The following is a 13,619-nucleotide window of genomic DNA, read 5'->3' as shown; positions in this document are numbered from 1 at the left end:
GCCATGCAACCGACGCTCGTACCTCGCTCGGCTGATGGCGAGCGTTACCCATAGAAATTTTAATCCGAAACTCACTAACTCGAGCTAAAAATCTAACTCGGAGATGACCAAAAGTGTGTTGCGTATGTCTTTTAAATCTACAGGTTACGCTAAAGCCAAAACGGTGAGCTAGGGTGATTAGCGAGACGACCGTCCGCCCCATGGACGGACTGTCTGTGAGTCGACGAGTAAATGCCATGGCAAACCTGTGTGAGTGGATATCAACTGCCTACCGTTCTATTTTATCGAATGTTTAGGCCGTGATTTCGCGTTATTCTTTTGTAAACTTCCTTGTTATTCTGCCTCCATCAGCAAAGCGTTTGCGTCTTGTCTTAGCCGTATGATCTTGGCTTTTCATGCACCGCTTTGCTCAACCGATAGGAGAGCAGCAATGAAAGTATTAAGTCAGTTTTCCGCCAAAGCCGCGATGGATGGCGATGGGGTCAATATTCGCCGTGTCGCCGATTTTGTGACGACTAAATTTGATCCTTTCTTGATGATCGACGAAATAAAATCCGATGATGAACAAGACTTTATCGGTGGCTTCCCCGCACATCCCCATCGCGGAATGGAGACCTTTACTTATATTCGTAAGGGCGGTTTTGAGCACCGTGACCAAATGGGCAATGTGAAGGCGATTCGTGCCGGCGATGTGCAGTGGATGAGTACCGGGTTCGGGGTAGTGCACTCTGAAATGCCACTTGCCGATGCTGTCGATGGTCTGCATGGATTCCAAATTTGGGTCAACATGCCCGCCAAAGACAAGCTGCGTCCAGCTAAGTATCAAGATACTGCGGGTAGCGCTAGCGTTGAAGCGACCAATAACACTGGCGCTAGCTTAAAAGCCTTGGCGGGTGATTGGGGCTTTAAAGATCAATCACTGATTAGTGCGGCTATCCAAGGATTAGCGGGCGAGGCTGCCATTGCTGATTTGAGCTTAGCGCTAAATGCTGAGGCAACGCTTGATTTGTCTCAACATGAGTTTGTCGCTTTGTACTTGTACCAAGGTGACTTAAGCAAGGGTGAAGATTCACAGTGGTCATATCATCAGGGTGAGTTTTTAGTGCTAGATAGCCAAAGTGTGCTTAAGCTTAAAGCCGATGAGCGCGGTGCTGGGATGTTACTGTTTGCGGGTAAACCTATCCGTGAAAAAATCGTCCAGATGGGTCCATTTGTAATGAACACCCAAGCGGAAATTCAGCAGGCGATTCGCGATTATCAAGAAGGGCGTTTCGGCCAAATTGCGTAATTCGTTAAATCTGCCGCGCTGAGCTAATTCTAAACCCAAGCCCTGTATTCCTACAGGGCTTTTTTGTTGCTGTTCAGGCCTGCTATGTCTATTGCTTAAGGACTTGAGGCAAAAGTCGCGCTTTGTTGCTACAATAGCCGTGCTTTTGGGTTAAGCGAGCCTAGCGCTTTATTCTTAACTCAAGCTAGCCTGAATCTTGATAGACCAGTTAAATCGATAAGTAACGCAATTTCAGTAACCTAGCAGCCGCTTCGTTACCCACCACAGGATATTCACCTTGAGCAACTCTGATACTAAGCCTAATCCATCAATGGCTTTTTCGACTCTTAAGCTAAAACCCGAACTGCTTGAGAACCTTTCTTCTATGGGCTACAACGAGATGACGCCAATTCAGGCGCAAAGTTTGCCACCCATTTTAGCGGGGCAGGATGTGATAGGTCAGGGTAAAACTGGCTCGGGTAAAACGGCCGCCTTCGGCTTAGGGTTACTGAACAAGTTAGACGTTAAACGCTTTCGCATTCAAACCTTAGTGTTATGCCCAACCCGCGAGTTGGCCGACCAAGTGGCGCAGGAAATCCGTACCCTTGCCCGTGGTATTCATAACGTTAAAGTACTGACACTTTGCGGCGGTGTGCCTATGGGGCCACAAGTTGGCTCGCTGGAACACGGTGCGCACATTATTGTGGGTACGCCGGGTCGTATCGTCGATCACTTAGATCGCAATCGCTTAGATTTAAGCAATCTCAACATGTTAGTGCTCGATGAAGCTGATCGCATGTTAGAAATGGGTTTCCAACCCGCCCTCGATGCGATTATCGAACAAGCCCCACGTGAGCGTCAGACGCTGCTATTCAGCGCGACGTTCCCTGAGCAAATTCAATCGATTGCTAAGCAAATCATGTATGACCCAAGCATGGTTAAAGTTGAAGGTAATCACGACAGCTTGAGCATAGCCCAACATTTTTATCATTTAGACGATGACAAGGCGCGTATGCAAGCGCTGCAATTATTGTTGTTAGAACATAAGCCTGAAAGCGCAGTGGTGTTCTGTAATACTAAACGCGAAACCCAAAAAGTGGCCGATGAGCTCGAAGGTTTAGGCTTTAGCGTATTGGCTTTGCACGGCGATTTAGAGCAAAGAGACAGGGACGAAACCCTGCTGCAATTTGCTAATAAGAGTGCCTGTGTATTAGTGGCGACTGACGTTGCCGCCCGTGGTTTAGATATCGATGCGCTGGATGCCGTGTTTAACTATCACGTCGCCTACGACACTGAAGTGCACATTCACCGTATCGGTCGTACTGGCCGTGCGGGCAGTAAAGGCGCCGCTTATACCTTCTATAACGACCAAGACGGTTACAAGATTGCCTTGTTAGAAGAATATTTAGAGCGCGAAATTACCAGCGAATCACTGCCATCAGAAAGCCTGCTCGGCAACACGCCTGCAGCGCCAACCATGATCACTTTGCAGATCGATGGCGGTAAGAAAGAAAAACTGCGTCCAGGGGATATCTTAGGCGCGCTGACAGGCGAAAACGGTATCGAAGGCTCGCAGGTGGGTAAAATCCAAGTGACCGATTACCGCGCCTATGTGGCCGTTAATCGTAAGGTTGCCAAGAAAGCGCTGAACAAAATTACTGGCGGCCGCATTAAAGGAAAATCTTACCGCGCTTGGCCAATGAAGTAAGCTTAGCTTGAGTTGAATCGTACCTCGATTTAATTCACTTCACCTTTAAAGGGAATAAACTCAGGTTTATTCCCTTTTTTGTTGGGTGTGATTAATGCAATGACTGAGTCTTTTTGTTTTTTAAATGCTAATTAAGGTGGGCAGTTAAGTAACACTTTGTATTCGCCTGCTTAATTAATATGCCCCTCAGCTTGCCTGTGGTAGAAGTGATTCTGAGTAAAAAATAAATGAGCAGATTAACGGCTTTGTCAGGTGATAAGGCGTACATCGGTTTGGAGTATTTATGTTTCGAAGGACGATTTTACTAAGCATCTTTTTGAGCGCAGCGAGCGCTGCATCAATTCAACCAGAGTTGCAACCAGAGCGGCAATTAGAGTCACAACCAGCGTCGCAACCGTTACAGCACTTCATTTATATTAATCATCGTGAGGAAAACGGAGAAAACATTCGTGCCGACAAGGCGCTGCGTGATCCCCGTTTTGGCGGTGCGCAGATTGTTTATACTTGGCGCAGTTTAGAGCCTAAGCAGGGCGAATATGATTTCAGCGCGATTAAGGCCGATATTGCGTATCTCGATTCGATAGGCAAAAAATTGTGGATCCAGCTGCAAGAGAAATCCTTTACGCCCAGAATCAATGTGCCGCGTTATTTGCTCGATGATCCGATTTATCAAGGCGGTGTGTTGAAGCAAAGCATGTTGAGTGCACCAGAGCGTGATCCCAATAAACCGGTGACGGATGATGAGTATGGCTGGTCTGCCAAAATGTGGGAGCCTGCAGTACGTGCGCGTTATCAGCAATTGGTGCGACAGCTAGGTCAAGAGTTTGATGGGAAAATTGTGGGCATTAACTTTAGTGAAAGCTCAATTGATGTGGGGACTGAAAACGCCGATGGAACAACCACCTTCCCCAGTGATTTTAATCCTAAAGCCTATATCGATGCGATTGGCGAGAATATGCAGGTATTAGCTGAGTCATTTCAGCATTCAACCGCTATGGTGTATTTGAACTTTTTGCCAGACGAATGGCTGCCATGGAATGACAAAGGCTATATGCGAGGCTTATTTGCGCAAGCCAAAGCGCTCAATATGGGCGTAGGTGGCCCAGATTTAATGCCATATCGTAAAGGCCATATGGGACAGAGTTACGCCTTTATTAAAGAATATCCAGCGGCATTGGTGAAAGGTATGGCGGTGCAAGACGGTAATTTGCGGCAGATTAATCCCAAGACAGGTAAAAAGAATACTGTGCCTGATCTGCTGGATTTTGCACAAAACTACCTAGGGCTAGACTACATTTTTTGGGTTGAAGATGAACCCTATTTTACGGATGAAGTCCTGCAGCAGTTGCCCGATATTAAGGCGAATTAACCTAGGTTGCTGTTTTAAGCTATTGTTTAGGCTGTTGTTTAAGGCTGTGATTGTTCAAGCCGATTATTGGTCAAAGTGTGGATAATGAGCTAAACGTATTGTGCAGCTTGTTGACTATATAAACAAAGACAAACAAAAACGCCCAATTCCATACGGAGTTGGGCGTTTCTTTTTAGGGCTTAATGCGGCTAAATCGCCAAGCGAGTTCGCTCAGTGGGTGCATTAATCCTGTGAATTTCTTGGACGACTCGCGCCGTTATTTGGGCGACGAGTATTTTTCTTTGGGCCATTGGCGTAAGGGTTCTCACCCGCTTGGCCACGATTTTCGCCAGCGCCTGAACGGCTTTCACTTGGACGACTAGCGCCTGCGCTATTGGCACGGCCATCGTTTGAACGTGCTGGACGTGGTTTGGCTGAGTCAGCACGAGGTGCGCTATTGGCTTCACCGCTGTGTCTTGGATTCTTGTCGTTTGGCTTGTGGCCGCGCGCGACGTCACCGCTGCGTTGACCGTCTTTATGCTCTGCGCTTCTTGGGGCACCATCGCGTGAGCTAGGTTGGTTTGAGCTGCGAGTGTTTCTACGGCTGGGTACTGATTTACCGCTGCTTTTTCCGCCTCCACCTAAACGTGACTCAGGCAATACATGGTTAAAGCCTTCAACCATTTCTCGGTCTAATACGCGATTGATCAAACGCTCGATATCGTTCAGCAGTTTGATTTCTTCGTTGCTCACCAGTGACACGGCTTGACCCGATGCGCCAGCGCGGCCAGTACGGCCGATACGATGCACATAATCTTCAGGCACGTTCGGTAAGTCGAAGTTAACCACTTGTGGCAATTGGTCAATGTCCAAACCACGGGCAGCGATATCTGTTGCAACCAGTACGCGAGCTTGGCCATTTTTAAAGTCGGCCAAGGCTTTAGTTCGTGCTGTTTGGCTCTTGTTACCGTGGATAGCGGCGGCTTTAATGCCCGCATCTTCAAGGCTTTTCGCCAGACGGTTAGCACCATGTTTAGTGCGCGAGAATACCAGCACTTGTTGCCAATCGTTTTGCTTGATGAGTTGGATCAACAGTGCCGATTTCTGGCTCTTATCGACTGGGCAAACCCATTGTTTTACTGTGGTCGCCGCCGCGTTACGTGGCGTGACCGAAATTTCGACCGGATTATTCACTAAGCCTTTTGCCAGCTCACGAATTTCATCGGAGAAGGTGGCTGAGAACATCAGGTTTTGGCGTTGCTTAGGTAAAATGGCCAGGATCTTACGGATATCGCGGATAAAGCCCATGTCGAGCATGCGATCGGCTTCATCTAATACTAAGATTTCAAGCTGGCTGAATTTCACCGCTTTTTGATTGTACAAATCCATCAATCGACCTGGTGTGGCGACTAATACGTCGACACCGTGGCGCAATTTCGCGATTTGTGGATTGATAGGCACGCCACCAAATATCACCGCTGAGCGCAGTGGTAAATTCTTACCATAGGTTTCAACACTTTCTGCAACCTGAGCCGCCAATTCGCGTGTCGGAGTTAACACTAATGCGCGCACTTGGCCTGCTTGGACACGGTTACCTTTACTCAGGAGTTCGAGCATAGGTAGGGTGAAACCTGCTGTTTTACCTGTTCCTGTTTGGGCGGCCGCCATCACATCTTTGCCTTGAAGCACAGCGGGAATTGCTTGAGCTTGGATTGGCGAAGGTGTGTCGTAGCCTTGTTCGGCAACGGCTTTAAGTATCGGGGCCGATAAGCCCAGGGAGGTAAAACTCATAGATTGGTCTCTTGTGGCAACGCTTTGCTGCATTTATGGTCAATAGCCAGGTCTGCTGGCGGGCGTGCAGCTTACAGGATCAGGGCTTTAAGTGCCATCTAATAAAGACTTTTACATCGGGTTTCATTCATATTGGCACATAAATCGCTTGTCAGCGGCTTTCACTCGGTCTCGCTTATCTTTTAGGCGCAAGTTTCCTCAGTCGAGTTTGAGCTTATTGAGGGCGAATCTGCATTCGGTTAAGTGCAGTATTGTACTGGCAGAGGCTTTGGAGTTGGACTTTTACTGTTATTTTTGGGTGCGGTTGAGCCTAATGGATTCTCCAAATGTACAGTATGGCTATCAGGCTGATTCAATCAGCGAAACAAGCCGGTTTAAAGTTAACTTGTCGGCACTTTTTATCTAAAAGTTAGAGTGAGTTAGCGGTAGATCACGCTAGATAAATTTGAGTGGTATAAACTCAAGGCGATAGGAGTAGAATTCATCAATATCTATTCTCTGCATGCTTGCGATGACTCTCGTGTTTATTTTAGGATGAGCTAACGCGGGAAACGGTTAAACGCCTCTCATCTATAGGTGGATTATGACAGCGATACAGCATATTGAACGCCTTGCTCGAGGTCGCAGTGAACAGGCCGTCGCTGTGATTAAAAATGTGCAGCAGATGTCGAACATTCCCATGCATGAGATGCAACTCGCCCTCAAACAATTGCTCAACTGCGGCCGAATTGCGCTGCATTTTCACCCCGATAGAATCGACAGCCGTGGTATGACAGTGGCCGAAGGTTTGCTGCGCGATGGTCAATACCGCAGTCAGTTTGAGACGCATATTTCCAACGGTCAGTTATCCCCTGAATTAGGTGGCCCAAGGGATCACTGGGAAAATCAGCTGTTTGGTGATGTATACAAGGGCACTAAATCTCGGCCTAAATATGGCGCACTCGATCTGGGCATGTGGCAGGACGGTCCCGCGCCGCGTTTTGGTAGCTGCTATTTGCTGACCCACGCCAGTGTGATGGCACGTTCAACCTTTTGTTATCTCGACTCGTACCGCAATCCGAAAGAGAAGGGCACGCTATCATGCTTTGATGATGTGTTAGCGGCGCTGCTGACCGAGAGTTTTGAGCGTCACTATGCCTTAGGCAAATCCGACTTTAAGCCACTGAATGTGATTCATTATTTGGGGCATCAGCTCAATGCTTCCTTGCTGTCACGTTTTGAGCGGCCGTTATCGAATAATCTTGACCATTATATCGAGGCGCAGATCCATGGCGATGTTTCCCTCGATGAAGATATCGCCATGCTGGTGGCCGATCCAAGTTTTAAAGGCACTGATATTGGCGCCAGCTTAAGCAAGATTTGCGACAGATATGATATCGAGCTGCAATATCATGATGGTTTTAGCCTACATACGGCGCAGATCCCAAGCGATTTTCGCGGGCCGACTATGCCATCGCTCGCTAATCGTATCGCCATAGAAGACAGAGTCGATGCGTATGCGATAGGTGTGGCCGCGCGGGATTTATATCATTCACCCCAGCATTGGCGCGAACGCGGTAACCGTGCCCAAGTCGCCCATGAACTTAAGTTGCTCTGGCATGTGTTAGTGAAATACGGCTCAGTGCAGTAAGGGTTACGCTTTTAAAAAACGTTTGATTGTAAAATGTGGCGCTAACAAAAACAGCGAGATAACCTTAGCTCGCTGTTTTTCTATTATATTTCAGCTTTAAGGTCGTTCTAGCAACCTGTGTCGACCTTGTTATAGGTGGGGATTCCCGTCGTCTCCCACTTGTAGTCGATATAGCAATTTGTCGCTTCGACTTGCGCTTGAGTCGGCGTGTCAAGATTCAGTTTTTGCTTCGGTGTGGCAATGACTTGGTAGGTACCGCCAGTAGTATGGATTCGATAGGACCATTCATCGACATTGAGCCCAGCAGCCTTAAAGATCTCTGGCGGCGTAGTATAAGTGGCGCTTGGGGCTGTACCGCTGGCACTGGCTGCCCAAGGTTGGTAGTTTTCGCCACGGATCCCATCGTAAACGACTCGATTGGTGGTGCCGCTGTTAGCAATTTCCGACTTAGCTTTAAACAAGGTGACGGCGGATTTCATCGAAGCCAGTGCACCAGATAGCTGACTCTTATAGGCATCTGATTGTATATTAATGAATTTAGGCGCAGCAACTACGGCCAATACACCTAGAATAATTATGACCACAACGAGTTCAATCAGGGTAAAACCGGCATGTTTATTTGGCATAGGTAGAAGATAATTAATACAAAGAGGTTCATGCTACCTAAGTTTTCCCAAACAGGCTAGTGCTAGGGAAAGTTCCGTTAACTCAGGGATTTGTTTATCTTTAGCTCGTTTTTGTGAGTCCGCTAGCAAAAGTCTGTGATAGGGTTTCATCTGCTTTAGATGCCTGCGATACTGCGCCCCTATCGGAACTTTTTAGCCGTTGCAAGCCCCGTAAACTGAGTCGTTATCGATAGCCGATCCTCGCTACGAGTCGCTTAATTGTTTTCTTGTTGGAGCACCATGGATAAGTCGTTAGAAAAATCCCTGCTTGTTTGGCTTAAAGCCCAGAAAAAAGCCTGTGGCCTGTTCCTTAAATTGTCGTTATGGCTTGGGATGATAAGCGCCGTCGCTATGGTGGCGCAGGCTTATATTATCGCGACGATTCTCGATGGCGTGATCATGGGGCAGCAAGTCGTACCGCTAACTGACAATGCCCAGATGGTCAGTTCCAGCGTGAGTATTGATACTTATACTCCTCATTTGATTGCGTTAATCGCCTTGATGTTACTGCGCGCCTTACTTGCTTATGGTCGTGAACGCGCCAGTTTTGAGGCGGGTAAGCGTCTACGTGGTCATATCCGCGCGGCAGTAATGGACAAGTTGACTAAGCTAGGTCCGGCGTTTATTAAAGGTAAACCCGCAGGCAGTTGGGCCAGCATAGTGTTAGAGCAAGTCGAAGATTTACAAGACTTTTATGCCAGATATCTTCCGCAAATCAGCCTTGCTGGTTTTATTCCCATCCTCATTTTAGCGGCGGTTTTCCCTATTAACTGGGCGGCAGGATTAATTCTGTTACTCACAGCGCCGTTAATCCCTATGTTTATGATCTTAGTTGGCATGGGCGCTGCCGATGCCAATCGCAAGAATTTCAGTGCGCTTGCAAGATTAAGCGGTCACTTTATGGATAGATTAAAAGGCTTAAGCACGTTGAAACTCTTCCACCGTGGTGATGCTGAGCTAAAGGTAATCGCCACTGCTTCGGAAGAGTTCCGTAGTCGCACTATGTCGGTACTGCGGATGGCTTTTTTAAGCTCGGCGGTATTAGAGTTTTTTGCGGCGGTTTCGATTGCTGTGCTGGCGGTTTATTTTGGTTTCAGTTACTTAGGTCACTTAGATTTTGGCTACTATGGCGCCCATGCCAATATCAGCTCGAGTACAGATCCTCAAATAGTCGGTATTCCATTTAGCCTGTTTACTGGGCTGTTTATTCTGATTTTAGCCCCTGAGTTTTATCAACCGCTGCGGGATATGGGCACTCATTACCACGCTAAGGCGCAGGCCGTCGGTGCGGCGGAAGCCTTGATTACCTTGCTCGAACATCCCGAACCTGAGTTTGTCGGCCACGTGCGCATCAATAGCATAGAAACCCTGAGTGCCGACAATCTTGAAGTGTTTAGTGTTGATGGCACGCGTTTACTCGGCCCGCTGAGTTTTGAATTAAAAGACAATCAACGTTTAGCCTTAGTTGGCCCAAGCGGCGCGGGGAAAACCAGTTTACTCAATGCCTTATTGGGATTTTTACCCTATAAGGGCCATTTGCTGATCAATGGCCATGAGTTATCCGCATTAGATTTAGCCCATTGGCGACAGCATTTAGCTTGGCTGGGCCAAGAACCGCAGTTATTCTACGGTACTGTGCGGGATAACGTAGCTTTAGCCGACCCAACTTTGCCTGACGATAGGCTGTGGCACTTGCTGGCAGAGGCCAATATTAGCGACTTCGTTAAGGCGCAGCCACTGGGATTAGATGCGCCGGTCGGTGAGCAATCTTCCGGTTTATCCGTCGGCCAAGCCCAGCGTATTGCCTTAGCAAGGGCGCTTGGGCAGCAGGCGAGTTTGTTTGTCCTTGATGAACCTACAGCCAGTTTAGATAGCCAGAGTGAGCAGGCGGTGAGTTCTGCGCTGAATCGCGCCATGGCGGGTAAGATGTGCATTATGGTGACCCACAGATTAGATCAGTTAGATCAAATGGATACTATTCTTGTGCTCGATAAAGGCTTGATAGTGCAGTGGGGCGACTTTACCACTTTGTCTAACACGCACGGCTTATTCCAAACCTTACTGCGTGAAAATGTTGAGTCCGTGGCGGATATTGAACTTGTACCGTTATCGGCAAGCGCAAGTGAGACGCAGATTGATAGTGACGCTCTACTCGACAGTGCCGCTGAGCCCACTAAAGGAGAGGCCCAATGAAAGTGCTAATCCCTTTTATTCGATTATTCTCACGCCAATGGCTGATGATGTCCGTGGGCTTGCTGCTGACCATTATTACCTTAATGGCTGGCATAGGTTTACTGTCACTGTCGGGCTGGTTTCTTTCTGCTACTGCGGTCGCGGGTTTGACGATAGTTACGGCCCAGTCCTTTAACTTTTTCACTCCTGCTGGCGGTGTGCGTTTCTTATCCATTGCCCGTACTGCCAGTCGTTATGGCGAGCGTTTAGCGACCCATGAGGCGACCTTTAAGTTGCTGACTGAGCTTCGTGTTTGGGCGTGGCGTAAACTCTTGCCGCTCAGTGCTAAAAATCTGCAGGGGCTACGCCGTGGTGACATGCTTAATCGCTTAGTTGCCGATATCGATACCCTAGATCATCTATATCTGCGACTGCTTACGCCTATGGCGGCATCACTGCTGATGACTGGGTTCTTGTATCTATTTCTCGCTTGGTTCGATGCCAAACTTGCCCTCAGTCTTTGCCTATTCTTAGTCGCCGTTTGGCTGGTGATGCCACTGCTATTTTATCGCCTTGGACACGTGCCGAGCCGAACTATGCTCGAAACCAAGCGCCATTATCGGGTGCAATTATTGGATATGTTGCAAGGCCAAGCCGAACTCAGCCTATTTGGCGCCAACGACAGATTCAGGCAAAAACTGAATGATGCGCAGACAGAGCTGTTTCGCAGTCAAAGTGCGATGGCCAATATCACAGCGCTCAGCCAAGCCATGTTGATCCTCTCCACTGGCTCAGCCTTGATCATGATGCTGTATTTAGCCGCTCAAGGTGTGGGTGATGCGGTGCCGCCGGGCCCCATGTTTGCGCTTATGGTGTTTGCCACTATGGCCTGCGTTGAGATGATGATGCCGATTGCGGGCGCGTTTCAGCATTTGTCTGGCTGCGTATTGGCGGCGACACGGATTAATGAAATCACTGAACAAGAGGCCGATATTCAATTTGTTGCCGATACTGGCCTGAGGGCAAAATCTGGCGCATTGCAGATTGAAGATATCCACTTTGGTTATCGAGACGATCAATACGTGCTGCAAGGTTTGTCCCTTGAGATAAAAGCGGGGCAAAAAGTCGCGTTACTTGGGCCAACGGGTTGCGGTAAGTCGAGTTTACTGGCGCTGATTACCCGCGAATGGCAAGCGCAGCAAGGGCACATCAAGCTCGATGGTCATGCACTTTCAGATTACAGCGAGCGCGGCCTTAGGGATGCGATAACTGTGATTAGCCAACGCATCTATCTGTTTGCGGGCACTTTGCGGGAAAATTTAGTATTAGCGCTACCTGTTATCGAAGACGAGAAACGCACGGCCCACGACGCGCGCTTGATTGATGTGTTACAGCGGGTTGGACTTGGCGCTTTACTCACGGGAGATAAACCGCTGGATATGTGGATTGGTGAAGGTGGACGTCAGCTTTCGGGTGGCGAGCAGCGCCGAATTGGTGTTGCAAGAGCGCTGCTGCGTGATGCGCCGCTGCTATTGCTCGATGAGCCAACCGAAGGGCTTGATAAGCGCACCGAACGAGAGATTTTAAGTTTACTGTTTGAATTTGCTCAGGATAAAACCTTGCTGATGATTAGCCATCGTTTAACTGCTATGGCGAAGATGGATCACATTCATCTACTCGGTCAGGGTAAGATTATTGCGTCTGGCACTCACCAGAGCTTAATTGAAGACAGTGCAGATTATCAGGCCTTATACCAAAGACTCACTTAAGCCTCCTGTATTCAAGCCTTTAACGCTCAAACCTTTGACGTTCAATATGATGAATAGCGATATATTTTACCCATTAAAAGCGGATATAAATCGATGAACCCTGCGATGCCAGAAGCGTTAGCCCCACAAATCAATGCCCATTTTAATGGTAAATTTGAGGTCGAGCTTAAATATCGCTTATTGGATCGCCACGCTTTTTTCGCTGCCTTGCAGATGAGAAATCCTGAGATCATGCTCGAAGATAATCTTGAGCATGACTGTTACTTTGATCTGCCATCACAATCACTTAAAGTCGAGCACAAGAGTTTGTGTATCCGTGAGATGCAGCCATCGGGGATTATGTTGTGGATAGTGAAAGGACCGGAAAAAGACCGCTGTGAAGCCGTTAATATCACAGAAGCGACCAAGGCAAAGAGTATGTTGCATACCTTAGGTTATGAGTGCGTACTGGAAATTAAAAAGCGCCGCAGTATCTATTTTCTCGGTGAATTTCATCTAACAATCGATCATCTCGAAGGCTTAGGGGATTTTGCCGAGCTTGCGATTATGACTAACGATGAAACCTTGTTGCCTAAGTATGAAGTTCAATTGCAGCAACTCGCTGCCGATTTGGGCTTAAGTGAAACGCAGCGGGAGAGGTTATCCTATCGACAGTTGCAACAGGCTTTAAATGCCCAGTGATGGTTCAATTTTGTTGGATTAAAAGCTTGAGGTTTAATGGCTTAACGTTTAATGGCGTCAGTTTAATGCTTTGCACCGCTAAATCCGGCTAATCACTCCCTCGCAGCAAACCGGAATGGCTTAGTTCAAATCCCTTTGAGTTTTACTGTCCATGTTGTGTTCATAGGTTGTTTTCATTCGTTATCGACGGCTTAAACTTAAGCCTTGTCATTAAACTTAAGTATCACCTTTAAAATTCAAGCCACTTTCACAAACTTAAACTCAAAATCAAACGATTTAAGCAGCGGTTACCCCGCTTTATTTGCCGTTAGTTGCCTAATGGGTTTTAGCCTAAGCGTTGTGAAAAGGCGAGATAGCGTTTCACTTCCGCTTCAGGGAATTTTAATTCGTCACCTTCTTGAACACTCGAGAGTAAATTCTCCCGAGCGAAACGTTTGATGGTTGCAGGTGTTTTATCTAACATTTTGCACACTTCATCTAAGGTTAATAAGTTATCGCTCATAGCACTCTCCCAGTATTTCAATAGAAACATAACCCAAAGAGTATAGAACAATAATTTCAACCCAGATGACGCCTGCAACCTAAACC

At 47.7% G+C, this 13,619-nt stretch carries 10 protein-coding genes; 7 read left to right on the top strand and 3 right to left on the bottom strand.

The window, feature by feature from the left end; translation table 11 throughout:
- Positions 1–430: 430 nt before the first annotated feature.
- From Q4Q49_RS20185 to Q4Q49_RS20175, 3 genes are all read left to right on the top strand, one after another.
- Positions 431–1,288 carry a pirin family protein gene (locus Q4Q49_RS20185; protein ID WP_312000275.1) on the top strand — a complete coding sequence of 286 codons (858 nt, stop codon included), beginning with the start codon at positions 431–433 and terminating at the stop codon, positions 1,286–1,288.
- Between the two features lie 310 nt (positions 1,289–1,598).
- Complete coding sequence (gene dbpA, locus Q4Q49_RS20180) at positions 1,599–2,975, top strand: ATP-dependent RNA helicase DbpA (protein WP_011847678.1); 1,377 nt, start codon at positions 1,599–1,601, stop codon at positions 2,973–2,975.
- A gap of 283 nt (positions 2,976–3,258) precedes the next feature.
- Positions 3,259–4,344, top strand: coding sequence for a hypothetical protein (locus tag Q4Q49_RS20175; protein ID WP_312000274.1), 1,086 nt, complete (start codon positions 3,259–3,261; stop codon positions 4,342–4,344).
- A 222-nt stretch (positions 4,345–4,566) separates the two neighbouring features.
- On the opposite strand, the gene Q4Q49_RS20170 is transcribed toward Q4Q49_RS20175, so the two are convergent.
- A complete protein-coding gene (locus tag Q4Q49_RS20170) occupies positions 4,567–6,114 on the bottom strand; it encodes a DEAD/DEAH box helicase (RefSeq protein ID WP_312000273.1) in 1,548 nt (515 codons plus the stop codon).
- 583 nt (positions 6,115–6,697) lie between these two features.
- On the opposite strand from Q4Q49_RS20170, the gene Q4Q49_RS20165 reads away from it, so the two are divergent.
- Positions 6,698–7,744, top strand: coding sequence for a DUF3626 domain-containing protein (locus Q4Q49_RS20165; RefSeq protein WP_311988077.1), 1,047 nt, complete (start codon positions 6,698–6,700; stop codon positions 7,742–7,744).
- Positions 7,745–7,851: 107 nt separating this feature from the next.
- Here Q4Q49_RS20165 and Q4Q49_RS20160 read toward each other — a convergent pair whose 3' ends face one another.
- Entirely contained in the window at positions 7,852–8,370 is a 519-nt protein-coding gene (locus tag Q4Q49_RS20160; RefSeq protein ID WP_312000271.1) for a prepilin-type N-terminal cleavage/methylation domain-containing protein, read from the bottom strand.
- Between the two features lie 279 nt (positions 8,371–8,649).
- On the opposite strand from Q4Q49_RS20160, the gene cydD reads away from it, so the two are divergent.
- From cydD to cyaB, 3 genes are all read left to right on the top strand, one after another.
- Positions 8,650–10,602 carry a heme ABC transporter permease/ATP-binding protein CydD gene (gene cydD, locus Q4Q49_RS20155; protein WP_312000270.1) on the top strand — a complete coding sequence of 651 codons (1,953 nt, stop codon included), beginning with the start codon at positions 8,650–8,652 and terminating at the stop codon, positions 10,600–10,602.
- A complete protein-coding gene (cydC, locus tag Q4Q49_RS20150; RefSeq protein ID WP_312000269.1) occupies positions 10,599–12,350 on the top strand; it encodes a heme ABC transporter ATP-binding protein/permease CydC in 1,752 nt (583 codons plus the stop codon). The genes cydD and cydC overlap by 4 nt, the downstream gene beginning before the upstream one ends.
- Before the next feature lie 93 nt (positions 12,351–12,443).
- The gene (gene cyaB / locus Q4Q49_RS20145; protein ID WP_312000268.1) at positions 12,444–13,031 is read left to right on the top strand and encodes a class IV adenylate cyclase; all 588 of its coding nucleotides are present in this window, start codon (positions 12,444–12,446) and stop codon (positions 13,029–13,031) included.
- Between the two features lie 325 nt (positions 13,032–13,356).
- Here cyaB and Q4Q49_RS20140 read toward each other — a convergent pair whose 3' ends face one another.
- Positions 13,357–13,533 carry a helix-turn-helix domain-containing protein gene (locus Q4Q49_RS20140; protein WP_063883827.1) on the bottom strand — a complete coding sequence of 59 codons (177 nt, stop codon included), beginning with the start codon at positions 13,531–13,533 and terminating at the stop codon, positions 13,357–13,359.
- Between the last annotated feature and the right edge of the window lie 86 nt (positions 13,534–13,619).

Origin of the sequence: Shewanella sp. SP1S1-7, assembly GCF_031932105.1 — a bacterium.
GTDB lineage: Bacteria > Pseudomonadota > Gammaproteobacteria > Enterobacterales > Shewanellaceae > Shewanella > Shewanella baltica.
The sequence above is the reverse complement of the archived record's forward strand: the minus strand, read 5'-3'. Positions and strand labels throughout refer to the sequence as shown.